General features: G+C 54.6%; 25 protein-coding genes. 16 read left to right on the top strand and 9 right to left on the bottom strand.

Features of this window, described 5'->3' with window-relative positions; genetic code table 11:
• Positions 1 to 48 precede the first annotated feature (48 nt).
• Positions 49 to 336, bottom strand: a complete 288-nt coding sequence (locus AC559G_RS05300; RefSeq protein WP_498911765.1) for a putative quinol monooxygenase — start codon at positions 334 to 336, stop codon at positions 49 to 51.
• Between the two features lie 224 nt (positions 337 to 560).
• On the opposite strand from AC559G_RS05300, the gene pyrC reads away from it, so the two are divergent.
• The 6 genes from pyrC (at position 561) to AC559G_RS05330 (ending at position 4,906) form a co-directional block, all read left to right on the top strand.
• The gene (gene pyrC / locus AC559G_RS05305) at positions 561 to 1,610 is read left to right on the top strand and encodes a dihydroorotase (RefSeq protein ID WP_498911766.1); all 1,050 of its coding nucleotides are present in this window, start codon (positions 561 to 563) and stop codon (positions 1,608 to 1,610) included.
• Between the two features lie 74 nt (positions 1,611 to 1,684).
• Positions 1,685 to 1,924 carry a DNA damage-inducible protein I gene (dinI, locus tag AC559G_RS05310; RefSeq protein ID WP_095844664.1) on the top strand — a complete coding sequence of 80 codons (240 nt, stop codon included), beginning with the start codon at positions 1,685 to 1,687 and terminating at the stop codon, positions 1,922 to 1,924.
• 181 nt (positions 1,925 to 2,105) lie between these two features.
• The gene (locus tag AC559G_RS05315) at positions 2,106 to 2,387 is read left to right on the top strand and encodes a hypothetical protein (protein WP_498911767.1); all 282 of its coding nucleotides are present in this window, start codon (positions 2,106 to 2,108) and stop codon (positions 2,385 to 2,387) included.
• Positions 2,388 to 2,594: 207 nt separating this feature from the next.
• On the top strand, positions 2,595 to 2,849 hold the full coding sequence (gene bssS / locus AC559G_RS05320) for a biofilm formation regulator BssS (RefSeq protein ID WP_438599708.1): 255 nt from the start codon (positions 2,595 to 2,597) through the stop codon (positions 2,847 to 2,849).
• 137 nt (positions 2,850 to 2,986) lie between these two features.
• Positions 2,987 to 4,102 carry an N-methyl-L-tryptophan oxidase gene (gene solA, locus AC559G_RS05325; protein ID WP_498911768.1) on the top strand — a complete coding sequence of 372 codons (1,116 nt, stop codon included), beginning with the start codon at positions 2,987 to 2,989 and terminating at the stop codon, positions 4,100 to 4,102.
• A gap of 162 nt (positions 4,103 to 4,264) precedes the next feature.
• Positions 4,265 to 4,906, top strand: coding sequence for a response regulator transcription factor (locus AC559G_RS05330; RefSeq protein ID WP_498911769.1), 642 nt, complete (start codon positions 4,265 to 4,267; stop codon positions 4,904 to 4,906).
• A gap of 48 nt (positions 4,907 to 4,954) precedes the next feature.
• On the opposite strand, the gene AC559G_RS05335 is transcribed toward AC559G_RS05330, so the two are convergent.
• The gene (locus AC559G_RS05335; RefSeq protein WP_498911770.1) at positions 4,955 to 6,010 is read right to left on the bottom strand and encodes an AI-2E family transporter; all 1,056 of its coding nucleotides are present in this window, start codon (positions 6,008 to 6,010) and stop codon (positions 4,955 to 4,957) included.
• A gap of 540 nt (positions 6,011 to 6,550) precedes the next feature.
• On the opposite strand from AC559G_RS05335, the gene AC559G_RS05340 reads away from it, so the two are divergent.
• Positions 6,551 to 7,105 (top strand): cytochrome b, encoded by a 555-nt coding sequence (locus tag AC559G_RS05340; protein ID WP_498911771.1) that lies wholly within the window; start codon positions 6,551 to 6,553, stop codon positions 7,103 to 7,105.
• A 24-nt stretch (positions 7,106 to 7,129) separates the two neighbouring features.
• Entirely contained in the window at positions 7,130 to 7,708 is a 579-nt protein-coding gene (locus AC559G_RS05345) for a YceI family protein (RefSeq protein WP_438599703.1), read from the top strand.
• A gap of 72 nt (positions 7,709 to 7,780) precedes the next feature.
• Here AC559G_RS05345 and trhO read toward each other — a convergent pair whose 3' ends face one another.
• Positions 7,781 to 8,836 (bottom strand): tRNA uridine(34) hydroxylase, encoded by a 1,056-nt coding sequence (gene trhO / locus AC559G_RS05350; protein ID WP_498911772.1) that lies wholly within the window; start codon positions 8,834 to 8,836, stop codon positions 7,781 to 7,783.
• A 220-nt stretch (positions 8,837 to 9,056) separates the two neighbouring features.
• On the opposite strand from trhO, the gene AC559G_RS05355 reads away from it, so the two are divergent.
• From AC559G_RS05355 to AC559G_RS05380, 6 genes are all read left to right on the top strand, one after another.
• A complete protein-coding gene (locus AC559G_RS05355; RefSeq protein ID WP_498911773.1) occupies positions 9,057 to 10,154 on the top strand; it encodes an NADH:flavin oxidoreductase/NADH oxidase in 1,098 nt (365 codons plus the stop codon).
• Positions 10,155 to 10,348: 194 nt separating this feature from the next.
• A complete protein-coding gene (locus AC559G_RS05360; protein ID WP_438599701.1) occupies positions 10,349 to 11,269 on the top strand; it encodes a Kdo(2)-lipid IV(A) acyltransferase in 921 nt (306 codons plus the stop codon).
• 125 nt (positions 11,270 to 11,394) lie between these two features.
• The gene (locus AC559G_RS05365; protein WP_498911774.1) at positions 11,395 to 11,679 is read left to right on the top strand and encodes a YciI family protein; all 285 of its coding nucleotides are present in this window, start codon (positions 11,395 to 11,397) and stop codon (positions 11,677 to 11,679) included.
• A gap of 190 nt (positions 11,680 to 11,869) precedes the next feature.
• Positions 11,870 to 13,111, top strand: a complete 1,242-nt coding sequence (gene mdtG / locus AC559G_RS05370; RefSeq protein ID WP_498911775.1) for a multidrug efflux MFS transporter MdtG — start codon at positions 11,870 to 11,872, stop codon at positions 13,109 to 13,111.
• A gap of 446 nt (positions 13,112 to 13,557) precedes the next feature.
• On the top strand, positions 13,558 to 15,087 hold the full coding sequence (locus AC559G_RS05375) for a peptide MFS transporter (RefSeq protein WP_498911776.1): 1,530 nt from the start codon (positions 13,558 to 13,560) through the stop codon (positions 15,085 to 15,087).
• A gap of 209 nt (positions 15,088 to 15,296) precedes the next feature.
• Entirely contained in the window at positions 15,297 to 15,668 is a 372-nt protein-coding gene (locus AC559G_RS05380; protein ID WP_121554371.1) for a MysB family protein, read from the top strand.
• A 60-nt stretch (positions 15,669 to 15,728) separates the two neighbouring features.
• Here the strand turns inward: AC559G_RS05380 and AC559G_RS05385 are convergent, their stop codons facing one another.
• From AC559G_RS05385 to AC559G_RS05395, 3 genes are all read right to left on the bottom strand, one after another.
• Positions 15,729 to 15,974 (bottom strand): YceK/YidQ family lipoprotein, encoded by a 246-nt coding sequence (locus AC559G_RS05385; protein ID WP_498911777.1) that lies wholly within the window; start codon positions 15,972 to 15,974, stop codon positions 15,729 to 15,731.
• Positions 15,975 to 16,132: 158 nt separating this feature from the next.
• A complete protein-coding gene (gene mdoH / locus AC559G_RS05390) occupies positions 16,133 to 18,691 on the bottom strand; it encodes a glucans biosynthesis glucosyltransferase MdoH (RefSeq protein WP_498911778.1) in 2,559 nt (852 codons plus the stop codon).
• Positions 18,684 to 20,216, bottom strand: a complete 1,533-nt coding sequence (locus AC559G_RS05395; RefSeq protein ID WP_498911779.1) for a glucan biosynthesis protein G — start codon at positions 20,214 to 20,216, stop codon at positions 18,684 to 18,686. The genes mdoH and AC559G_RS05395 overlap by 8 nt, the downstream gene beginning before the upstream one ends.
• A 296-nt stretch (positions 20,217 to 20,512) precedes the next feature.
• Here AC559G_RS05395 and mdoC point away from each other — a divergent pair, with 296 nt between their 5' ends.
• Positions 20,513 to 21,643 carry a glucans biosynthesis protein C gene (mdoC, locus tag AC559G_RS05400; RefSeq protein WP_498911780.1) on the top strand — a complete coding sequence of 377 codons (1,131 nt, stop codon included), beginning with the start codon at positions 20,513 to 20,515 and terminating at the stop codon, positions 21,641 to 21,643.
• Positions 21,644 to 21,949: 306 nt separating this feature from the next.
• Positions 21,950 to 22,174, top strand: a complete 225-nt coding sequence (locus tag AC559G_RS05405) for a hypothetical protein (protein ID WP_095844683.1) — start codon at positions 21,950 to 21,952, stop codon at positions 22,172 to 22,174.
• Positions 22,175 to 22,366: 192 nt separating this feature from the next.
• On the opposite strand, the gene AC559G_RS05410 is transcribed toward AC559G_RS05405, so the two are convergent.
• From AC559G_RS05410 to AC559G_RS05420, 3 genes are all read right to left on the bottom strand, one after another.
• Positions 22,367 to 22,498 (bottom strand): hypothetical protein, encoded by a 132-nt coding sequence (locus AC559G_RS05410; protein ID WP_257790439.1) that lies wholly within the window; start codon positions 22,496 to 22,498, stop codon positions 22,367 to 22,369.
• 71 nt (positions 22,499 to 22,569) lie between these two features.
• Positions 22,570 to 23,076, bottom strand: a complete 507-nt coding sequence (locus AC559G_RS05415; RefSeq protein WP_498911781.1) for a YlaC family protein — start codon at positions 23,074 to 23,076, stop codon at positions 22,570 to 22,572.
• A gap of 175 nt (positions 23,077 to 23,251) precedes the next feature.
• Complete coding sequence (locus AC559G_RS05420) at positions 23,252 to 23,551, bottom strand: sigma-S stabilization anti-adapter protein IraP (protein WP_438599692.1); 300 nt, start codon at positions 23,549 to 23,551, stop codon at positions 23,252 to 23,254.
• Between the last annotated feature and the right edge of the window lie 68 nt (positions 23,552 to 23,619).

Raw genomic sequence — 23,619 nt, forward strand, 5'->3', positions numbered from 1 at the left:
AAAAAACCGCCGTTTGGCGGTTTTTTTTATCACGGCTCACAACACCGTTTAGGCGATCTGTTTCAACACCTTGATTTCCTGATGTGCCAGTTTGCCGTCAAGCTTAGCGATCAACTGTTTGAAATGTTCGGTGCCATTGTGTTTTTCCACCGCTTCCGGGCTGGCCCAGCGCTCAAAAAAAACAAAGGTCCCCGTTTTACCCGGCTCGCTATGCAAGTCATATTGCAGATTGCCCAGCTCTGCGCGGCTTGGTTCTACAGCCTGATGCGCAGCTTCACTCACGGCATCAACACACTCAGGTTTCGCCTGCAGGATGGCAACGATGCGGACTTCCATTTTATTCTCCCATTTCGAATGCTAAATCAGATATCCCCGGCACGGCAATCGCCGGGGAATCATTAAAACCCTTAATACTATGCGCCTATTAAGCCATTGATTTCAAGCTATCCGCAACAAACGAGTGCATCGCGGGCAGTTTCCGCTTATCCTTACCCCCCGGCGTGAATACCCCCATTATTCGCTTTTATCCCGATGTCCTTCTGCCGCCGGAGCCTTACAACATGACTGCACAACCTCAAGTTCTGAAAATACGCCGCCCCGACGATTGGCATATCCACCTGCGCGACGACGATATGCTAAAAACGGTTTTACCCTACACCAGCCAGTTTTTTGGCCGAGCCATCGTGATGCCCAACCTGGTTCCGCCGATAACCACAATTGAAGCCGCATGCAGCTACCGTGAGCGGATCCTCGCCGCCATACCGCAAGGCCATGACTTCACCCCGCTGATGACCTGTTACCTCACCAATTCCCTGGCGCCCTCGGTGTTGGTCGATGGATTCGAACAAGGGGTTTTTACCGCCGCCAAACTGTACCCGGCCAACGCCACCACCAACTCGGCGCATGGCGTTAGCGATGTAACCGGCATCTACCCTTTGTTTGAGCAGATGCAAAAAATCGGCATGCCGCTACTGATTCACGGCGAGATCACCGATGCTGCCGTTGATATTTTTGACCGGGAAGCGCGTTTCATTGAGCAGATCATGGAACCTATACGTAAACAGTTCCCGGAATTAAAAATCGTCTTTGAACATATCACCACCAAAGAAGCCGCCCAGTATGTTCTGGCTGGCGATCGCTTCCTGGGGGCAACCATTACCCCGCAGCACCTGATGTTCAACCGTAACCATATGCTGGTTGGCGGTATTCGCCCGCATCTGTTCTGCCTGCCGATCCTCAAACGTAATATCCACCAGGAAGCCTTGCGCCAGGCCGTTGCCAGCGGCTCAGAACGTTTCTTCCTGGGCACGGACTCCGCACCGCACACCAAACACCGGAAAGAGTCCAGCTGCGGTTGCGCCGGGGTATTCAACGCGCCAAGCGCTTTGGCAGCCTACGCCACGGTATTTGAGCAGTTGAACGCGCTGGAACACCTGGAAGCATTTTGCTCGCTTAACGGCCCGCGTTTCTACGGCCTGCCGGTAAACGACAGCTTTATCGAACTGCAAAGCAAGCCGGTAACCGTGCCGGAAGAGATTGCGCTCGGCGACGAAGCCGTGGTGCCTTTCCTGGCCGGTGAAAACGTTGCGTGGTCGGTGGTTAACGGCTGATTTTTTATCAAAGCCCCTTGCCCCACGGATGCCGATACTGTATAAATACACAGTCAATTACTTCGGGGGCAATCATGCGTGTTGAAGTTACTATCGATAAAACCAGGCCACTCCCTGCGGGTGCTGTAGAAGCCCTGAGCAGCGAATTGGGCAAACGCGTCAATCGTCACTTCCCTGATGCCGTGGTACAGGTGCGCTATGCAGGCTCTAACGGCCTTTCTGTACTGGGCGGCGCCAAGGATGCTAAAGAACTGATCACCGAGATACTCCAGGAAACCTGGGAAAGCGCCGATGATTGGTTTACCGCAGGCTAGCAGAAGCCAACGCGCTTAAACGCCGCCGCGGAACAGTTGAATACTGCAATGCAGTTTTTGCCGGGGGTCGCTCTCCGGCTTTTTTATTTCTGGCGTTCGCCTGTAACCGGCTGGAAGAAAAGTACTATCTGGTCTGTAATAAGTGGTAGTATCTGGCGATGTTTGAACAGGAGGTGTTTATATGGCCCCGGACAAAGAGAAGTCAGAAGATGCAATGACTTTTGGCGAGTTGCTGGCTCTGATCGGCGATCAGAAAAGGCGCCTGCACGTACTGGAAGTCGCCTTTTCCTATCTGGCCTTTGGTTTAGATGACAAAGCCAACCAATTGCTGATACATAGCCTGAAGCTGGAATCGCAAAACCAGAATCGTGATGCCGAAACGCAAAAGCATTTCGCGCATCTGGCCGAAGAACTGGAAAAGCGGATCCAGCCCCCTTCCCAGGCGGTTCCTACCGAGCAATAACAGTGCACGGGCTGGGGTTACGCCCACCCCGTGTCGCTACTACCAACAAACCGCCACTGTTGAATAATTAATCAAATAAACTTTATTTTACAAAATACGCCCCAACGCAGCGCCGAGATGCTTATAATGATACTGCTCATCATGATGATGAGCCGCATTGATCCTCGTTAGTTACTCATGCCAGTTACTACTTAATAAGGGGTCTTTATGGACAGAAATGATGAAGTAATTCAGACACACCCACTTGTTGGTTGGGATATCAGTACCGTGGACGTCTACAACGCCATGATGATTCGTCTTCATTACCTGTCTTCACTGGATCAGACACCCGAAGAAGCTCAAGTAGACAGAACGCTTTGGCTAACCACGGATGTCGCCCGCCAATTGATCAATATTTTAGAAGCTGGCATCGCCAAGATAGAGTCAACGGATTATCAAGATCTTGATCGCAAAAAACATTAATTCACGTTTACCCCTCATAAAGGCGCCGCGACAGTTTCGGCGCCTTTTCTGTTTTATACCAGTGCATTACCGCCACTGACCTTTTATCATGATGCCAGATACTCGCCACACTTAAAAAAACAGAGAGGGGATAGCTCGTGGAATATGACCTGATCGTCGTCGGCAGCGGCTCCGTGGGCGCCGCCGCCGGTTACTATGCGACCCAAGCGGGGCTGAAAGTGCTGATGATCGACAGCGCTATCCCGCCACACCGCAACGGCAGCCACCATGGCGATACCCGCATCATCCGCCACGCCTATGGCGAGGGCGAAAAATATGTACCGCTGGTGCTGCGCGCCCAGGCGTTGTGGAATGGGCTGGAACAGGTATGCGGCAGCAAACTGTTCCATCCCTGCGGCGTGCTCAACCTGGGGCCGGAAGGCGCTGAATTTGTGAATAACGCCTATCAGAGCGCCAAAACGTTCAGGCTCAATGCCCAGCGCCTCACCCGGCAAGAGGTCAGCCAACGCTGGCCAGAGTTCACCCCGCCAGAAGGCTATACGGCGGTATTCGAACCGGACGCCGGCTTTCTGCTGTGCGAACAGGCGGTTGCCAGCTATATCCGGCTGGCGCGTGAAGGGGGCTGCGCCCAATTGTTTAACTGCGCAGTCAGCGCAGTTGAGCCCGATGATAACGGCATAGAAGTTGTTACGGCCGAAGGGCGTTTTCGTGGCCGCAAAGCCGTTATCACCGCCGGTACCTGGGTGAAGAAGTTGCTCCCCGCCTTGCCCGTCACACCGCTGCGCAAAGTGTTTTCCTGGTACCAGGCCGATGGCCGATACAGCGAGAATAATCGCTTCCCGGCTTTCACCGTCGAAGCGCCGGACGGCGCGCATTACTATGGCTTCCCGGCCGACAACAATGGCCTTAAGGTCGGCAAGCACGATGGCGGCCAACCCATCGAAAACCAGGAACAACGCTCACCGTTTGGCAGCGTGGCACAAGACGGCACCGAAGTGTTCGGCTTCCTGCGCCAGTTTCTGCCTGGGATAGGTGTGTGTTTGCATGGCGAAGCCTGCACCTACGACATGAGTCCGGATGAAGATTTTATTATCGACACCGTGCCCGGCAGCGAACGCATGATGGTGATTACCGGGCTAAGCGGGCACGGCTTTAAATTTGCCAGCGTACTTGGTGAAATCGCCGCCCTATTCGCACAGGGCAAATCCCCGGCTCAGGATATCACCCCCTTCTCGCTACGGCGCTTTCGTTAACCCTCACGGCCTGGGCGGGGTGCGCACGCACTGGCCCGGCCCATCACCACGCCATAACAATAAAATGGAAATATCTGTTCCTGGCATCTGGATTTCCGAATTGATTACCCCTGCCGTACATCTTATGGTACCCACCAGTTACACCATAACAAGGACGTTACCATGCGACTGCTCGTTGTCGACGAGTGTTGTTATACCCGTTTAGGGGTTGCCGCCTATGTTGCCGCGGCAACAAGCAATGACAGCGTAAAATGCTGTGCCAGTATTGAGCAGGCCATGCCGCTGTTACAAAACGACCCGCCGAATTTAGTGCTGGTGAACATGACGGCGTATTGTCGCAATCACGCAGGCGATACGCTATTGCCCGCGTTCATCGCCGCCTGCCAACCATTGGCGCTGTATATGTATATTGATGCGCCCTATCCCACCGGTGAGCAGCCGTTGCAAATCGCTGGACATACGTTCCTCTTCCGGAAAGCGATACTGGCTAACGTATTGCAAGATCTCCCTCACGCACACTGGCCGTGGAGCACTCCGATATTTAGCGCGCAGGAGCAGGCGGTGATGAAATACTGGATGGCACAGTGGTCCACTCACCAGATTGCCCGCAAGTTGCATATCAGCCCCCCGACGGTATATGTGCATAAACGCCACATCACAGAGAAAATCCACACGCGCAATCGCCTGGAGTTTTACGCTTTATACAACCTCCTGCGTTATTATTACCCGCCACACCCCGGCCCCTATGTCGCGGGCAGCCGCAGCGAGATGCAAACGCCTCCGCACAGGCTGCAGCCGGTTTAACCGGGGTTTCCCCGAATGGTTTGCCGCGCCCCGGCGAACCTGGCGTTTTCACTCTGGGTTGATCTTCCCTTGCGCCGGCTGGCCATCCCCCAGCACCACCGCCAACCGGTGCCCGCCCTCGGTCGCTTCCAGCGCGATGCGCGCGATAATGGTCAATGGCACTGAAAGCAGCATCCCCACCGGCCCCATCAGCCACCACCAGAAGATCAACGACAGAAATACCACCAGCGTAGACAGCCCCAGCCCACGGCCCATTACCCGCGGCTCAATCATGTTGCCAATCACCAGGTTGATCAGGATAAAACCGCCGGCCACCACCAAAGCATCGCCAAAACCGTTAAACAATAGCGCCTGGATCAATGGCGGTATGGCGGCGATCACCGAGCCAATATTGGGAATATAGTTGAGCAGAAAAGCCATCAGCCCCCAGATAAAGGAAAAGCGCACGCCAACCGCCGCCAGGAACAGCCAGACGATCACGCCCGTCGCCAAGCTGATCACGGTTTTAATCACCAGATAATGCGTCACGCCGTCCAGCGCCCGGCGGATATTGATCATTCCCTTCTGCGGCTGTTCCATCGCCTGCTGTAGCTTGTAAGGCAACAGATTCACCTCAAACAACATAAACACCACCGTCATCAGCAGCAGGAAAATATTGGTCATCGCGCCAGAAAGATGGCTCAGCAGACGGGTAACCAAATTCATTGCCGCGCTGGGATCGACATACTGAATCACGGCTTCGCTGGAGATAGGGATGTTGAACCGCTGGCCGTAATGCTGCAGTTCCCTCACCTTCTCCATCATCACGCCACGGTATTGCGGCAAAGTGCGGGCAAACTCATTGAGCGATGCGCCCAATGTGCCAAGCAACAGCATCAGTAACACCACTACCGTGATCACCAGCAGCGCTACCCCGAGCACGCGCGGCACCCGCCAGCGCTCAAGCATCGCGACCAGCGGGTTCAGCACAATAGTCAGGAACAGCGCCAGTAAAAAAGGCACCACGATAGCGGCAGCGGCTTTTATACCGGCCAGGATCACCACTAACATCGCTAACATAATCACCAGACGCAAGCTGCGATCGGTCAGTAACGTTCGCCCCATGACGTTTCCTTTTGTCGTTTCCCTGATAATGGGCCATGGCGGCCCTGTGATATGCGCTATGTTAGCAAACTCCCACTGCGATACGCAGGTAAATCATTGTTGAGCCTGCAAGGGGAATAGCCCCCATAACGGGGATAATGATGATGTATAAATAAAATGCCACTTTGTGAGTGATGCCACGGGCCACTGACAAAAAATGACAAAAGATGACAATTAAATAGAAAAGGCTTTTTATCAGGCAGTAAATAAATTACCGGTAGCGATCCCCTATTAACTCCAGCGATTCTTTTGATTAACTTCCGGCAATATCAGACAAATCCATTGATTAATATTTTTCAGGCGTAACATAGTGCAATTTATTATTGATTTTATGTGTTTTTAACGTTTAATTATGACAAACCGTGTCTAAAGCCAAAACATTCGCGTTTTTGTACAGCCCGGGCGCTGGCCCCGCAGGGCCGCAGCCCATGGATGGGGTGGAACACGCGTTGCACATTTGCAGGCAAAATAGAGCAGCATGCGCATAAAAGGATAATCACGATGCTTTGGAAAAATACCGCAGACCGTTTTGGTCATTTTTCAATTTTACTCCACTGGCTGGTCGCATTGGCTGTTTACGGTATGTTTGCCCTTGGCCTGTGGATGGTAACATTAGGTTATTACGATATCTGGTACCACCGGGCGCCGGAATTACATAAAAGCATCGGCATCGTATTATTTATCGTGATGCTGGTGCGCGTCGCGTGGCGTTTTATTTCACCGCCGCCGAAGCCGCTGGCGAGTTATAGCCCTTTTACCCGCGCCGGCGCCGTGTTGGCGCACCTGGCGCTGTACCTGTTGCTGTTTGGCATCCTGATCAGCGGTTACCTGATTTCTACCGCCGATGGGCAACCGATCAGCGTCTTCGGCTGGTTCAACGTGCCGGCCAGCGTCACCGGTATGGCCGATCAGGCCGACACCGCCGGCACGGTTCACCTTTATCTGGCCTGGGCCGTGGTGGTGCTTTCAGTACTGCACGGCCTGGCCGCTATTAAGCATCACTTCATCGATCGTGATGCCACCTTAAAACGGATGCTGGGTCGCAGCACCGATTAACCTCTTGGACTTATGGAGATTGCTATGTTGAAGAAGACCGTATTAGGCCTTACCGCCGGCGCACTGCTGCTCAGCGCCGGTTCGGCGCTCGCCGCCAACTATAAGATCGATAAACAAGGCCAACATGCCTTTATTCAATTCCGCATTCAGCATCTGGGCTACAGTTGGCTGTATGGTACCTTTAAGGACTTTGACGGGAGCTTCACTTTCGATGAGCAAGATCCCGCCAAAGACAAAGTGAGCGTCACCATCAATACCAACAGCGTGGACACCAACCATGCCGAACGCGATAAACACCTGCGCAGCGCAGAATTCCTGAACGTCGAAAAACATAAACAGGCGACGTTTGAATCCACCGAAGTGAAGAAAACCGGCGATGGTTACGCCGTTGTGGGTAACCTGACGCTCAATGGCGTGACCAAGCCGGTGACGCTGGACGCCAAACTGCTTGGCCAGGGTAACGATCCCTGGGGCGGCTACCGCGCCGGTTTTGAAGCCAACGGCAAGATCGCGCTGAAAGACTTCGGTATCACCACCGATCTGGGCCCGGCTTCGCAAGACGTTGAGCTGATCATCTCGGTTGAGGGCGTGCGCGAAAAATAACGGCGCGCCTTAACGCAACAATGCCAGCCGGTTAACCGGCTGGCATTGTCTATCACGGTGACAAAACCGCGCTTACTTTTCTTCCGGCGCCGGAATGTGCATCGTGGTCTGCAACAGCCCTTTTGACTTATTGAAGATCTTGACGCCATTTTCACGCCCGGCACGGCGCGCCCGTTGTTCTTCCCGCGGCAGTTTCAGCTCTTCGCGGCAGGTTTCGCTGCAGCAGCCTTCAAACCTGGCCGCACAGCTTGGGCACTGAATAAACAGCAAGTGACAGCCGTCATTTTTACAGTTGGTATGGGTGTCGCACGGTGCGCCGCACTGGTGGCAATGCGCAATCACATCGTCAGAAATACGTTCGCCCATGCGCTCGTCAAAGACAAAATTCTTACCGATGAATTTCAACGGCAGCCCTTGTTCTTTGGCACGGCGCGCATATTCAATAATACCGCCTTCCACATGGTAGACATTCTGAAAGCCGTTATGCCGCATATAAGCGCTGGCTTTTTCACAGCGAATGCCGCCCGTGCAATACATCACGATATTCTTGTCTTTCTTATCCTGCAGCATGTCTACCGCCATCGGCAACTGCTCGCGGAAAGTATCTGAAGGCACCTCAAGCGCATTTTCAAAATGGCCGACTTCATATTCATAGTGGTTGCGCATATCCACAAACAGCGTATCCGGATCGTCAATCATGGCGTTAACCCGGTCCGCCTGCAGATATTCGCCGACGTTGGTCGGATCAAAACTGTCGTCATCGATGCCGTCGGCCACAATGCGCTCACGCACTTTCATCCGCAGCACCCAGAAAGATTTTCCGTCGTCCTCCAGAGCAATATTCAGGCGAATGTTATCCAACGCCGGATCTGCGCGAAACAGCAGGTGTTTGAATGCGTCGAAGTTGCCCTGCGGCACGCTGATCTGGGCGTTGATGCCTTCGGCCGCCACATAAATACGGCCAAACACCTTCAGTTTTTCAAACTGCTGGTACAGCGTGTCGCGGAAAGTTTTCGGATCGGAGATATGAAAATATTTATAAAAAGAAACGGTGGTACGCGGCTCGGTTTCCGCCAACATGCGCGCCTTCAGTTCCTCATTAGAAATTCGGTTATGTAACACTGGCATGGTGTTCTTTCCTGTTTCTTGAGTCGGTCACTGTTCATCTGCGCGCCGCCACGGCGGCGCGCGGCGCACATCATACCCGAAAAGAATACGCAACACAGCATTAACCCTTTACGGTTTCGCACACCGAACAACGCTTGACGCCATTCATAAATCCCGTTAAGCCTAACGGCATGCACGTATCAATCATCAGCGCCACCCGCTAACGGATCACGAGGAAAATATGAGTCAACTCTTCAAACCAATTAGCCTCGGGCAACTGACGTTACCCAACCGCATAATTATTGCTCCAATGTGTCAATACTCGGCCACCGACGGCAAAGCCAGCGAATGGCATCTGTTGCACCTGGGGCACCTGGCGCTTTCCGGCGCCGGGCTGTTGATTGTCGAAGCCACCGCCGTGTCGCCGGAAGGCCGCATTACCCCGCACGATCTCGGCCTGTGGGACGATGAGACTGAACGCGCTCTGGCGCCCGTCATTCAGGCGGTAAAAAAGCACGCGACGCTGCCGCTCGGCATCCAGCTTGGGCATGCCGGACGCAAGGCCGCCTGTGCCGTACCGTGGCAAGGCGGCGCCCAGTTAAGCGCCGCCGACGGCGGCTGGCAAACGCTTTCCACCTCGGCATTGCCCTTTGCAGCGCAAGACGAAGCGCCGCAGGCGATGAGCCTGGCGCAAATCGAGCGATTAAAAGCGCAGTTTGTCGCCGCCGCCAGGCGCGCCGATCGCCTGGGGTTTGATCTGATCGAACTACATGGCGCTCACGGTTATCTGCTGCACCAGTTTTTATCCCCGCTAAGCAACCAGCGCACCGATCAATACGGCGGCTCGCTGGCGGGCCGCATGCGGCTGCTGCTGGAGATTTTCACCGAGGTGCGGGCGGTATTCCCGGCGCACAAACCGATCGGCGTGCGTATATCCGCCACAGACTGGGTGGCTGGCGGTTGGGACGAAGCGCAGTCCATCGCCCTGACGCAAGCGCTGAAAACCCTGGGCTGCGCTTACATCCACGTTTCCAGCGGCGGCCTTTCATCACAACAGCAAATCCCGGTCGGGCCGAATTACCAGGTGCCGTTTGCCGAGAACATCAAGCAACAAACCGGCATGCCGACGATTGCCGTTGGGCTGATTACCGAGCCTGAACAGGCCGAAGCCATTGTCGCCACCGGGCAAGCGGATATGGTGGCGCTAGCCCGTGGTATCCTGTATAACCCGCGCTGGCCGTGGCACGCCGCCGCTAAACTGGGCGAAAAAGTCAATGCGCCGCCGCAATACTGGCGCTGTGAGCCCCATGTGCTGAAGGGACTCTTCAATACCGATTAACCCTGATGGCCGGTGATAAACGCCGGCCCAAATGGCGTTTTAATGCGGTGTGTTTTCCTGTTACGCCAGAAAAATGCCACAATAGCGGCCTATAACCGGCAGAAAGTCATCGGCATGGATATGGCCCCAGAGGTAACCGGTCATGCTAACATTCTGTTCTTTATATAAAATAACCGTTCCTAAGCGAAGAATACATGACCCAACTCCCTTCATTTAACCGCTCATTATTGCACCCGCGTTACTGGTTAACCTGGTTTGGCATTGGCCTGCTGTATCTGCTGGTACTCCTGCCTTACCCCGTTATTTATCAGTTGGGAACCCGGCTTGGTCGTTTCTCCATGCGCTTTCTCAAGCGCCGGGTCGCCATCGCGCGGCGCAATCTGGAGCTGTGCTTTCCCGAGATGCCAGAGGCTGAACGTGAAGAACTGATCGCCCAAAACTTTGCCTCGGTCGGCATGGGGTTGTTTGAAACAGGGATGGCCTGGTTCTGGCCCGACTGGCGCATCAAACGCTGGTTTACCGTACGCGGGCTTGAACACATTCAGAAAGCGCACGATAACCACCAGGGGGTGTTACTGATCGGCCTGCATTTTCTAACGCTGGAATTGGGCGCGCGCATTTTCGGTATTTACAACCCTGGGATCGGTGTCTATCGCCCACATGACAACAAACTGATGGACTGGCTGCAAACCTGGGGGCGGATGCGTTCCAATAAATCCATGCTGGATCGCAAAGACGTTAAAGGTATGATCCGCGCTCTGAAACAGGGTGAAATCATCTGGTATGCGCCGGATCACGACTACGGCCCGCGCAGCAGCGTGTTTGCTCCGCTGTTTGCCGTAGAAAAGGCCGCGACCACCATGGGCAGCTATATGCTGGTGCGCATGGGCAAACCGGCGATCATTCCCTTCACCCCACGGCGGCTACCCGATGGCAAAGGCTATGAGCTGATCATGCAACCGGCGGTGGAGGGTTTCCCGCTGGACAATGAACTGAATGCCGCGGCGTTTATGAACCGCGTGGTGGAAAAGGAAATCATGATGGCGCCGGAACAATATATGTGGCTGCATCGCCGGTTCAAAACCCGCCCGGAAGGGGAACCGTCGTTGTACTAACGGTTACCCTTTAACCGCCTAGCCTGTTGATAAACCCGCTCATGCGGGTTTTTTATTGCGGCCCTTGAGAATAACCGCAAACCGTGTGAAGGTATGGCCTTTCTCATCCGTATCAGGGAGCCCATATGTATATCGTAAACCTCACCTACCATCGCCCGATTGCAGAAGTCGATGCGCTGCTCGCCGACCACATTGCCTGGTTGAAAAAGTATTTCCAACAGGGGACGTTTATCGCTTCCGGCCGCAAGAATCCGCGTACCGGCGGCATTATTCTGGTGAAAGGTGTGGCACGGGCGCAGTTGGATACGATCCTGGCAGAGGATCCGTTTAACGCGGTAGCCAATTACGAGATCACCGACGTGGCGTTAAGCACCGCCTCGACGGGCTTTGAGGCGCTGATAGACGCGTAAAGCCCGTATCCCCCGCGCTACATTGCGTGGGGGTTGTGTTTTTTCGATCCGCCGCCCATTTTCCTGCCCTCGCCCCCCGTTCAATTGATGTCCGCAGCTATTAGGCGCATACTTATCGCGCTGATTATTCCCGCTTTGCCCTATTGCTCCTCGCGATCACAAAGCTTTCCTTCATTTACATCGGTAATTTATGGCCTCGGCATCAGAACCTGTTAACTGGAAACGTAACCTGTTTGTCACTTGGTTAGGCTGCTTCCTGACTGGCGCAGCGTTTAGCCTGATCATGCCATTCCTGCCGCTGTATGTTGAAGCGCTGGGCGTCACCGGGCATCAGGCGCTGAATATGTGGTCCGGCTTGGTGTTCAGCATTACCTTCCTGTTTTCGGCGATTGCCGCGCCGTTTTGGGGCGGGGTGGCCGATCGGCGCGGGCGCAAACTGATGCTGCTTCGCTCGGCGCTTGGCATGGCGATCGTCATGGTGCTGATGGGCATGGCGCAAAATATTTGGCAGTTCCTGGTATTGCGCGCCTTGCTCGGGCTGCTCGGCGGTTTTATCCCCAACGCCAATGCGCTGATCGCCACACAGGTGCCGCGCAATCGTAGCGGCTGGGCGCTGGGGACGCTCTCCACCGGCGGCGTCAGCGGCGCGTTGATTGGCCCGCTGATCGGTGGGCTGCTGGCCGATCAGTACGGCTTGCGGCCGGTATTTTACGTTACCGCCAGCGTACTTTTTATCTGTTTCATCCTGACGCTGTTTTTTGTCAAAGAGCAGTTTACCCCGGTGCAGAAAAAAGACATGCTGCACGCACGCCAGGTGTTTGCTTCGTTAAAAAGCCCGAAGCTGGTACTGGGGCTATTTGTAACAACCCTGATTATCCAGGTTGCGACCGGCTCTATCGCCCCGATCCTGACGCTATTCGTACGCGATCTGACCGGCCATACCAACAACCTGGCCTTTATCAGCGGGCTGATTGCCTCCGTGCCCGGCGTCGCCGCACTGATGAGCGCACCGCGCCTTGGCAAGCTGGGTGACAAGATCGGCCCCGAACGCATTTTGATCTGGATGCTGATTGTTTCCGTCCTACTGTTGATCCCGATGGCGTTCGTGCAGTCCCCTTTGCAGTTAGGCATTTTGCGCTTCCTGCTGGGCGCCGCCGATGGCGCGCTGTTGCCGGCGGTGCAAACACTGTTGATCTACAACTGCACCAACCAGGTCGCGGGCCGTATCTTCAGCTATAACCAATCGTTCCGCGATATCGGCAACGTCAGCGGGCCGCTGCTTGGCGCGGCGGTATCCGCCAGCTATGGTTTCCGCGCGGTGTTCCTGGTCACCGCGCTGACCGTATTGTTCAATGTGGTTTATTCCTGGTGGTGCCTGCAACGCCGCCGCCCGGCTTGCGATAACGATAATCGCCTACAAAACGAGCAATAATCGGATTTATTAGCCTTCGGGCCATTGCGGCGGATTTTATCTGTTTTTCGCACTTTTAATCTGGTTTACAGCGCTGGCCTGTACCGGGCATCATGTTACAGCCCATTGTTTTCCAGCATATATCTGGCGGCCGTACCCTGCGGCCTTCCGTCAACGTTTTCCCCCTGCTTACGAACATAAAATCTTAAAAATCAGACATTCATCGACCTTTGCACTAAAAAACGGCCCGCTATTCTGGACAAAACCCGAGTTTGCTTATCAAATGGGCGATTGATATCACGCCGGGCCACAAGCCTGGCAAAGTAAAAAAATTGCGATAGCCGCTGCGAACAGAGCCATTGTTCGGATAGTGCCGGGTAATCCGCCTTTGGCGTTCTATCCGCAAAATTATACTCATAATCACCTCTTAAGCCGTCTTTGGCGGCCACTGCAATCGGGAATTAGGTATGTCATCTTCCATCAATAACCAACCGGGCCGCACGTTCTTCGGCCACCCCTACCCGCTGGGCCCGCTGTTCTTCACCGAAATGTGGGAACGCTTTTCATTCTATGGCATTCGTCCGTTACTGATCCTGTTTATGGCCGCCACGGCTTATGAAGGCGGGATGGGGTTGGCACGTGAGAATGCCTCGGCGATCGTCGGTATTTTTGCCGGCAGCATGTACCTGGCTGCGCTGCCCGGCGGCTGGCTGGCGGATAACTGGCTCGGCCAGCAAAAAGCCGTATGGTACGGCTCGATTTTAATTGCCCTCGGCCACCTTGCCATCGCGCTGTCCGCCATGATGGGCACTGCGTTGTTTTTTATTGGCCTGACGCTGATTGTGATCGGTTCCGGCCTGTTCAAAACCTGTATTTCGGTAATGGTGGGGACGCTGTACAAGCAGGATGACGCCCGGCGTGACGGTGGTTTTTCGCTGTTCTATATGGGCATCAATATGGGGTCTTTTATTGCCCCACTGATTTCCGGCGTGCTGATCCGCACCAACGGCTGGCACTGGGGCTTTGGCATCGGTGGGCTTGGCATGCTGGTGGCGCTGGTGATTTTTCGCCTGTTCGCCGTGCCGGCCATGAAACGCTACGACAGCGAGGTGGGGCTGGATTCCACCTGGAATAGCCCGGTAACGAAAAGAAGCGGCGTGGGCGCGTGGATCACGGCGATTGCCGCCGGCATGATCGTCATCATTGGCCTGATCGCCCAAGGCATCATCGTGATTAACCCGGTGGCCGTAGCCAGCACGCTGGTTTATATCATCGCCGCCGCGGTGACGCTGTATTTCATCTATCTGGCCGCCTTCGCCGGGTTAAACCGTAAAGAGCGCGCGCGCCTGCTGGTGTGTTTCATCCTGCTGATTTCCGCCGCGTTTTTCTGGTCGGCCTTTGAGCAAAAACCGACGTCATTCAACCTGTTCGCCAACGATTACACCAACCGAATGGTCGGCGGCTTTGAAATACCGGCGGTCTGGTTCCAGTCCATCAATGCGTTGTTCATCATTCTACTCGCGCCGCTGTTCAGTTGGCTGTGGCCGGCGATGGCGCGTAAACAGATACAGCTGAGCAGCATCAGCAAATTTGTTATCGGCATTCTGTTTGCAGCGGCGGGCTTTGGCCTGATGATGATGGCGGCACAACAGGTGTTGGCGAACAACGGCGCCGGCGTTTCGCCGTTGTGGCTGGTCAGCAGCATCCTGATGCTCACGCTCGGTGAGCTATGCCTGAGTCCCATCGGCCTGGCGACCATGACCCTGCTGGCGCCGGCCAGAATACGCGGCCAAATGATGGGCCTGTGGTTCTGTGCCAGCGCACTGGGCAACCTGGCGGCGGGCCTGATCGGCGGCAACGTCAAAGCCGACCAGTTGGCGCTGCTGCCGACGCTGTTCGAGCGTTGTTCCATCGCGCTGCTGATTTGCGCAGGGGTGTTGATCCTGTTGATCGTGCCTATCCGCCGCATGCTGGCGAATACCCAGGCCAGCGCATAAACCTCCTGCCATCCTGTTGCCATTGCAGCCAGCGCCCAGGTGCTGGCTGTTTCGTTTTTTCCCCTCCCCGCAGATAGCAGTATCCGACGCCAGCGGTAAAAAAATTTGCATCTTGCCAGCGGGCGACAACAATTAATGCTGACGCTTGTCATCGCACTTTGGGGATACCCAGAGAGAGGGATTAACCGCACCATGACCGGGAGAAAATCATGAGCCTGTATGCAACGTTAGAAGAAGCCATTGACGCAGCGCGAGAAGAATTTATTGAATCCTCGGAAAGCACGACCGACGAGCCGGCCGTGCAGCAATTCAACCTGCAGCGCTATGTGATGCTAGACGGCGATATCATGTGGCAGGCGGAGTTTTTTGCCGAGGAAGGCGAATCGACGGAATGCCTGACGTTCCGCAGCGGCGCCGCTGCGCAAGCGATTTTCGACGGTGACTTTGATGAAGTGGAAATCCGTGAAGAGTGGCTGGATGAGAACACGCTGTACGAATGGAGCGAAGACGATTTCCAACTCGAGCCACCGCTGGATACGGAAGAAGGCCAAACCGCCGCTGACGAGTGGGACGAACGCTAAACGCGTTGCCTATGAGCCGCCACAGCGCATTAAGCCGGGGCTTCGCCCCGGATCTACCCCTTACTCATACGGCCCGTGCTGCGCGTCGAACGGCAACATAAAGGTATCGACGACCATGGAAAGCGGCACGTCTATCACCGTGATATAACGCCAGGGCGTATCACGCAAATCCCACTGCACGCCGGGGTAATATTGATGCCCATGCCCTGCGCCCGGTACGGTGCGGCTGATAATACTGCCGCAGCCGGAAAGCAGCGTGATGCTCGCCACCAACACGGCCAGACGGGCTAAAAACGAAAAATTCACCGGATTAACTCGTTACCCTGATTAGTTAAATCATACGTTAACATTTTGTGCAAAGTTTACCACAGCAACCAATCGGCAGCCTGTAAGCATAACGTAAATCTCAATGAAAAACGGGGAACACGCAGCGCGTATTCCCCGTTTCATCATCGCGATTAGCCTTAACGTTGGCTGGCTGGATGCGCCAGTTCGTTGTGCGGCAAGCTTTGGTAATAGCTGCGCCAGCCTTCGCCCTGCGGCTGCTGCCAGACCCGTTGATGCAGGCGCGCCAGCACCACAGGATCGCTCAGCAGTTCCAGTCGTTTGGCCTTATCCAGCTTTTGCGGCCCCAGTTGCATCGCCTCGTCAAGCCGCAGCTCGCGGTTGCGTTCAATCACGCTGCGAATGCGGTGGCGCGCCGTCGCCATCGCGGTTGCCAATGCGTTATAGGAAGGGTTCACCACCGCGTGCATAAAGCCATTGGCCAAGGCACGGCTGCGGTTCAGCTTCAGATACTCTTCGGTGGCAACCAGCTCACGCGGCGGCTGGTACTCTTCCGGGATCAAGAACAGCTTGGCGCGCTTGCTCTTGATGCCCAGCGTCGCCCGGCTCGAGAGCGCGGAAACAAACGGCGACAGCACCAGCGAGAACACAATTGGCGCCAGCCACCACAGGAAGCGCAGATCCAGCCAGGCCATGCCGCCGGCCCACACCAGGCCCAACAGCATTTGCGAGCCATGGCGTTTGAACGCTTCGCCCCACGGGGTGTCGTCATCGTCACGCTGCGGAGAGTTCCACACCACTTCCCAGCCCAGGAAAGCACTGACCACAAACACCGTGTGGAACAGCATCCGCACCGGCGCCAGCAGCACCGAGAACAGCATTTCCATCAGCATGGAGAGCAGCAGGCGGAATGCGCCACCGTAGGGCTTCGCCCCCTTGGCCCAGATCAGGATCACGCTGAGCAACTTCGGCAGGAACAGCAGCACCAGGGTGGTGGAAAACAGCGCTATCGCCAGCTCCGGCCGCCATTGCGGCCATACCGGGAACAACTGCCGCGGCTGCAGGAAATACTGCGGTTCCATCAGCGTATGCACCACCTGCAGCGCCGTAGATAACGCCAGGAACATAAACCACAACGGCGCCGACAGGTATGACATCACCCCGGTCAGAAACACCGCACGGTGCACCGGGTGCATGCCCTTGACCAGGAACAGGCGGAAGTTCATCAGGTTACCGTGGCACCAGCGGCGGTCACGTTTCAGTTCATCCAACAGGTTCGGCGGCAGCTCTTCATAACTGCCCGGCAGATCGTAGGCGATCCACACGCCCCACCCGGCCCGCCGCATCAATGCCGCTTCCACGAAATCGTGCGACAGGATGGAACCGGCGAACGACCCTGCTCCCGGCAACGGCGCCAGCGCACAGTGCTCGATGAACGGTTTCACCCGGATAATGGCGTTGTGGCCCCAGTAGTGCGATTCCCCCAACTGCCAGAAATGCAGCCCCGCGGTGAACAGCGGCCCATAGACGCGGGTGGCGAACTGCTGCGCACGCGCGTACAGGGTATCCATGCCGGACGCTTTCGGCGCGGACTGGATGATACCGGCGTTCGGGTTTGCCTCCATCAGGCGCACCAAGCCGGTGAGGCACTCACCGCTCATTACGCTATCGGCATCCAGGATCACCATGTAGCTGTACTGCCCACCCCAGCGGCGGCAGAAGTCATCGATGTTGCCGCTCTTGCGCTTCACGCGGCGGCGGCGGCGGCGATAGAAAATACGCCCGTGGCCGTTCACATCGCGGCACAGCTCCAGCCACGCTTTCTGTTCCGCCACGCAGATGTCCGGATCGTAACTGTCGCTCAGGATATACACATCGAAGTGATCCAACTGCCCAGTCGCCGCCACGGATTCATAGGTGGCGCGCAAGCCGGCGAACACCCGCTCCACGTCCTCATTACAAATCGGCATGATCAGCGCCGTGCGGTGTGCAGGATCGATCGGCTCATCGCCTTTAATGGTCGACGATATGCTGTATTTATCCTTGCCGATCAGCAGTTGCAAGAAGCCCATCAACGCCGTCCAGAAGCCTGCGGAAACCCAGCAGAACAAGATGGCGAACAGGATCAGAATCCCGGTTTGCAGCACATATGGCAGTAGCTGCAGCACCGACTGCATCAGATCCTGGTTCAGCATGGCGATCGGATCGATCAATGCCCAGCCCTGATACGGCAGAATGGTTTTCATATACCAGGTGGCGATGCCGGTTTGCACCAGCATCAGCACCAGCAGAACGTAGCGGCGCATGGAGCCCACGGCACGCCAGCGGTTTTCTGCGTCGGCTTCTTCCTTGTTGGCATGGCGGCTGTGCGGCGAGCGCCCGCGCAGCGTATCCCAAAAGCGCGCTATCGGGTTAGTACGCCAGGCGTCGGGAAACATGCTGGTGCGCTTGATCGGCGGCGTTGCCTTAAGGACAGAACGCCCTTCCGCATCGGCGGAAAAATCCGCTTCGCTGACCGCATCCGGCCAAGCGCTCTCGATACGCGGTTTAACCGAAGCCAGCGCCACGTCCTCCGCGGGCAATGTGGCAGCGTTGGCGTCAGCCGCACCCAACTGGCGGTGAAGCGTATCAAACGCATCATCGCCGGCAGTTGACTGCGGATTAAGCTGCCCTGACCGCTCCGCGGTCAGGGGCATTGCCGCAAGATATTCCTGGGCAGTTTGAGTTGACTTATTCATTGGCAGGTAGCTGATAGCTCCAGGTTTCCGACAATACCGTGTCACCGTTAACCAGCGCGGCGCGCATTTCTACAGGTTTTTTGTCATCTTTCACTTTCACCCGTAACGTTAAGCGCCAACCTTTGGTGACCGGATTATAGCGGATGTTGTTTTCAACCATTTCACCATTATCGCCAATGCTCACCTGTGAAGCTACCGGCGTATTCTGATCCAGCCCTTTCAGCACCGGCCCGACGAAATCGATCAGGAAAGCAATGCTGCCGTCCGCTTCGCGGATCAGGTTGGACTGGCGCACATCGCCGGTTGATCGCATCGTCTGGCTGACATAGGCAATATCCGGTGAATGCAACTTGTCTTCGTCACGGGTAAAGTGCAAGCGGTAGCGCAACGCCAGCGGCGTTTTGGTATCCGGCAGCACATCCGGCGTCCAGAAAGCGACGATGTTATCGTTGGTTTCATCAGCCGTTGGGATCTCGACCAGTTCCACCTTGCCCTTGCCCCAGTCACCGCGCGGTTCGATCCATGCGCTTGGGCGCAGATCGTAACGATCATCAAGATCTTCATAATCTTTGAAGTTGCGGCCACGTTGCAGCAGGCCGAAGCCTTTCGGGTTTTCGATCGTATAAGTGCTGACCGACAGATGCTTCGGATTGTTCAGCGGGCGCCAAATCCACTCGCCGTTGCCGGCATGAATCGACAAACCGTTGGAATCGTGCAGCGCCCGCCGGTAGTTCAAGGTTGGCGACGGCTGGTTCGGCCCAAACAGGAACATGCTGGTCAGTGGTGCGATGCCCAGTTTACCCACTTTATCGCGCAGGAAGACTTTGGACTCAACGTCGACCGTGGTATCACGCCCTGGATAAACGATAAAACGGTAAGCACCGGTTGCGCGCGGGGAATCAAGCAGCGCGTAAATCACCAGGTGCTTATCACCCGGTTTCGGCCGTTCGATCCAAAACTCGCGGAAACGCGGGAATTCTTCGCCGGAAGGGAGGGCCGTGTCGATCGCCAGGCCGCGCGCAGAAAGGCCGTAAACCTGCCCAGCCCCCACGACGCGGAAATAGCTGGCACCCAGCACGCTCATGATTTCATCATTTTTGTCTTCGCTGTTGATCGGATACAGCAGTTTAAACCCGGCAAAGCCAAGGTTCTTAACCGATTCCGGATCGTGTTTCACATCGCCAAAGTTGAAGAAATCCGGGCTGTACTTGATCTCCTTCACGCTGGTTGCAGTCACTTCGTTGATTTTGACCGGCGTATCGAAGTACATCCCTTGATGGTAGAACTCAAGCTTAAATGGGGTTTGAAGCTTGTTCCAATAGGCTTTGTCGTGATTGAACTGGATCTTTTGATAGTCCGCGAACTTCATTTCACGGAACTGAGAAGGAAGGTTGCTCTTCGGCGTTTCGAAACCTTTCCCCGCCAGATCTTGCGCCTGTTTGGCCACATCATCAATGGAAAATGCCCATGCCTGCGAGGTAAACAGTGAGAACAATACGGTAACGCCTAACCAACGCGCGGTCATCGCACGTGGTTGCCTGGATAATATATTAACTAGCACATCCCCCCCTATTCGTGTGCTCAAATCATTAAAAGCCATATTAATGGATAATTCAGCTTTCCGACAACATGATAAATGGATGGTTCATGTTTATGGTTCAGAGTTTAAGCAACTGATGAAACACCAGCGTAGCAAGCCCTGAAGAAAGACGCTATGGAAAAATGCGAATGGCTATAGTAGGGTTTGCACGATGATTTAACATATGCTGACTTAATAAACCGATTAATCACCATTCAATAAAAAACCATCAGCGGTATCCTATGACAACAAGCCACAACCAACGCGAGTTTTTCCTCGATTCTATCCGGGCGTATTTGATGCTGCTCGGTATCCCTTTTCATCTTTCTCTGATTTACTCCAGCCACAGTTGGGCCGTCAACAGCGCCAACCCCTCCTTTTCGCTGACGGTGCTGAACGACTTCATCCACGCCTTCCGTATGCAGGTGTTCTTCGTGATATCCGGCTACTTCTCCTTCATGCTGTTTGGCCGCTACGAACGCCACAAGTGGCTCAAGGTACGCCTGGAACGGGTGGCGATCCCGCTGTTGAGCTCCATTCCGTTAATCACATTGCCACAGTTCTTCATGTTAAAATATTTTACAAATAAACTGGACGGCTGGGATACATTTTCGTTTTATCAGAAAATGAATGCCGGTGTGTGGGAGTTGATTTCTCACCTGTGGTTTTTATTAACTCTCTCTTTGCTCACCTGCGCGTGTTTTTATCTTTTCCGCTTTATGCTCCCAACAAAAGAGCAAGAAGATTCCGCCAACGAAAATAAAAAAATAAGTTTAGGAAGTATCTCACTGATTTTTATTTTGTATGCTTTATTATATATAGCCGCGCATCGTTTAATTTTAAACTTAGAACCTAAATTATTATCTAACGGCCTATTCAATTTTGTGGTGATGGAAACACTGTTTTATCTGCCGTTTTTCATCCTGGGCGCCTACGCCTTCAAGTATGTGTGGCTAAAAGAAATTTTCCTCAAGCCTTGTTTGCCTGCGGCACTGGGCTCGTTGGCGCTGCTGGCGGCGTATATGCTCAATCAGTCGCTGTTGGCCCAAAGCGACTATATGTTCGACGTGGATATTCTGATCAAATCCGTCCTCGGCATCCTGATGACTAACGTTGTATTCTCATTTGGTCATGCACTGCTCAATTACCATTCCCCACGCATCACCTATCTGGTTAATGCGTCACTGTTTATTTATCTGGTGCACCATCCGTTGACGCTGATATATGGCGCATTTATTACACCCTATATCAGCAATAACCTTCTGGGTTTCCTGTTTGGCCTGGTGTTCGTGTTTACCCTGGCTTTTGCGTTATACGAACTGCATAAACGCATTCCGTTGTTACGCTTCCTCTTTTCCGGCAAACCGCAATAACCCAGGGGCAGGCCCCCGCAATAACGGGTAGCGCCAGCGGCTCACCAGAGCCGCTCCCCGGTAAAAAAACCTCACCATGGTGCAGGGAATTGCACCATACTTTACGCATGTTGCGCACAGATTGTTCAACCCCTAACCTCACATTGCGCCAAATTGGTGCTGGAGTATATTGTAGTGAGTTGTTATAACTGCATTGCATAAGTGGAAATCCATATCCCTGCCTCACGGTAGCGATTGGGCTCATTGAACCCTGAGGGCTGGCGCCGGTTAGCGGTGCCCCTTCCGTCACGACAGAGAGGATTTTTGATGACTGACCAAGATAAAACGGTGCAGGAAGCTGAACCGGTAAATGCGACGCTGCTGAAGATACTTGGCCGCCTGCTTTCAGCGCTGGATGCTTCCATCAGCGGAAAAGATCGCAGCGTTCTGGTAAACGACCTTTCCAATTTTAATCTTGATGGCGTTTCTGAAGCCGAAAGAAAGCTTGCCAGCGAGCTTATCAAGCGTGCTCTGCAATCCCTCGATCACTAAGCCCCGCTGGCACAAACCATTAAACCCCTGCCGGGGTTAATGGTTTACCCCTCCGGGCTGCACGCTCCAGCCATTGCGAGATGCTAACCCGGCCATACGAATGAATAAAAAAACACCCTGCCAGCGTTCAGCTCACAGGGTGTCGCTACTTTTTATTGCCGCTCATTGCCGGCCTTGGCGGCGGCAAGCCGCTTAGATCTTGCAGCTTTCGCAGTCCGCTTCGTCTTCAACGGCCTCAGGCAGCGCATTCGCCTGTTCGGCCGCTTTCTTTTCAGCCGCGGCTAATTCGGCATCGATATCAAAATCAAAGATATCATCACTCATTACAACATCCTCACTCTTACTCAACGGACTCAGCCTGCAAGTATAATCGACAATAGCGCCGGCGAAAACGTTCAGTTCAGCGCCGCCGCCGTGGGAGCGGCGCGATCGTGCAATTTTTTGCCATAGGCCAGGTCATATACGTCGTAAAAATCAACCTCACCTTTATTGGCGATGATTTCCCGCACGCGTTCTTTCAATACCGGGCGAATGCCAGGGTGGCCCAACAACGCCTCCACCGCCGCCGGCGACAGTGCTCGCGTAAAGTACCATTCGCCGTTATAGCAAACGCGCAGATCGAGCACGCCGATATCTTCAAAGCGGTAGCGCGGTTTGATCTCCAACAGCAGCATGGCAAACATAAACAGCACGAAAGCGGTAAACAACAAAAACGAAAGCAGCCCCATATAAGGCACCGGGTACATGACGGCAATCACCGCAAAGTAACCGGCGAACATTGCCAGGCACAAATAGCGATGCTCGCGGGCAAACTTGCTGTTGAAACGCGGTTTACCATCGCGCCCCTCGCGCTTGTTAATGTGATCGATTTCTTCGTTCAGGATCTCTTTGAGTGGGTCCATGAGTACAACCTTAGCGATGGTTATGCAGGGAATAACGATTGTTTTTGATTATCGGCGCCTAAATTAACACAAGTCCCCTTTTGCCGGGTAGAACCATTGTGCCACACCAACGCGGCAACGGTGATGCGTTGCCGGGTTCAGGGGCATATACGGCGGAGAGAACGCCTGGCAGCCGTTATTCCTTTGAGGCAGCATCCCCCTGGGCAAAAGTGAAGATGCGCTGTGCGATATCATCAGCCTGTTTGATTTTCTGCTGCTGCAACGTATCGCGGCTGTGGATGGCGCGCACATAGGCAATGTCATAAGCCTGATCGATGGTGGCGATAATATTGTCGCGGGTGGTTTTGTCCATATTCGCAAGGATGGTGGTGATAACCGTCTGATAAACGCTTGAGGCGGCGGTCAGTGACTTCTCTCTGGCCTCCAATGCTGCCACGCGTTGCATAAGCTGTTGCAGTTGATCGTGTTCAGACATAGCGACCTCACTTTGGCGCGACAGAAAATTGTAGCTTGATAACCAGTTTAGCAAACCCCCGGGAAACA

Origin of the sequence: Gibbsiella greigii (assembly GCF_039540155.1) — a bacterium.
GTDB classification, from domain to species: Bacteria; Pseudomonadota; Gammaproteobacteria; order Enterobacterales; family Enterobacteriaceae; genus Gibbsiella; species Gibbsiella quercinecans.

Coding starts and splice junctions, on each gene's coding strand:
- AC559G_RS05300 (WP_498911765.1), bottom strand. CDS start 336: ATGGAAGTCCGCATCGTTGCCATCCTGCAGGCGAAACCTGAGTGTGTT.
- pyrC (WP_498911766.1), top strand. CDS start 561: ATGACTGCACAACCTCAAGTTCTGAAAATACGCCGCCCCGACGATTGG.
- dinI (WP_095844664.1), top strand. CDS start 1,685: ATGCGTGTTGAAGTTACTATCGATAAAACCAGGCCACTCCCTGCGGGT.
- AC559G_RS05315 (WP_498911767.1), top strand. CDS start 2,106: ATGGCCCCGGACAAAGAGAAGTCAGAAGATGCAATGACTTTTGGCGAG.
- bssS (WP_438599708.1), top strand. CDS start 2,595: ATGGACAGAAATGATGAAGTAATTCAGACACACCCACTTGTTGGTTGG.
- AC559G_RS05330 (WP_498911769.1), top strand. CDS start 4,265: ATGCGACTGCTCGTTGTCGACGAGTGTTGTTATACCCGTTTAGGGGTT.
- AC559G_RS05335 (WP_498911770.1), bottom strand. CDS start 6,010: ATGGGGCGAACGTTACTGACCGATCGCAGCTTGCGTCTGGTGATTATG.
- AC559G_RS05340 (WP_498911771.1), top strand. CDS start 6,551: ATGCTTTGGAAAAATACCGCAGACCGTTTTGGTCATTTTTCAATTTTA.
- AC559G_RS05345 (WP_438599703.1), top strand. CDS start 7,130: ATGTTGAAGAAGACCGTATTAGGCCTTACCGCCGGCGCACTGCTGCTC.
- trhO (WP_498911772.1), bottom strand. CDS start 8,836: ATGCCAGTGTTACATAACCGAATTTCTAATGAGGAACTGAAGGCGCGC.
- AC559G_RS05355 (WP_498911773.1), top strand. CDS start 9,057: ATGAGTCAACTCTTCAAACCAATTAGCCTCGGGCAACTGACGTTACCC.
- AC559G_RS05360 (WP_438599701.1), top strand. CDS start 10,349: ATGACCCAACTCCCTTCATTTAACCGCTCATTATTGCACCCGCGTTAC.
- AC559G_RS05365 (WP_498911774.1), top strand. CDS start 11,395: ATGTATATCGTAAACCTCACCTACCATCGCCCGATTGCAGAAGTCGAT.
- mdtG (WP_498911775.1), top strand. CDS start 11,870: ATGGCCTCGGCATCAGAACCTGTTAACTGGAAACGTAACCTGTTTGTC.
- AC559G_RS05375 (WP_498911776.1), top strand. CDS start 13,558: ATGTCATCTTCCATCAATAACCAACCGGGCCGCACGTTCTTCGGCCAC.
- AC559G_RS05380 (WP_121554371.1), top strand. CDS start 15,297: ATGAGCCTGTATGCAACGTTAGAAGAAGCCATTGACGCAGCGCGAGAA.
- mdoH (WP_498911778.1), bottom strand. CDS start 18,691: ATGAATAAGTCAACTCAAACTGCCCAGGAATATCTTGCGGCAATGCCC.
- AC559G_RS05395 (WP_498911779.1), bottom strand. CDS start 20,216: ATGACCGCGCGTTGGTTAGGCGTTACCGTATTGTTCTCACTGTTTACC.
- mdoC (WP_498911780.1), top strand. CDS start 20,513: ATGACAACAAGCCACAACCAACGCGAGTTTTTCCTCGATTCTATCCGG.
- AC559G_RS05405 (WP_095844683.1), top strand. CDS start 21,950: ATGACTGACCAAGATAAAACGGTGCAGGAAGCTGAACCGGTAAATGCG.
- AC559G_RS05410 (WP_257790439.1), bottom strand. CDS start 22,498: ATGAGTGATGATATCTTTGATTTTGATATCGATGCCGAATTAGCCGCG.
- AC559G_RS05415 (WP_498911781.1), bottom strand. CDS start 23,076: ATGGACCCACTCAAAGAGATCCTGAACGAAGAAATCGATCACATTAAC.
- AC559G_RS05420 (WP_438599692.1), bottom strand. CDS start 23,551: ATGTCTGAACACGATCAACTGCAACAGCTTATGCAACGCGTGGCAGCA.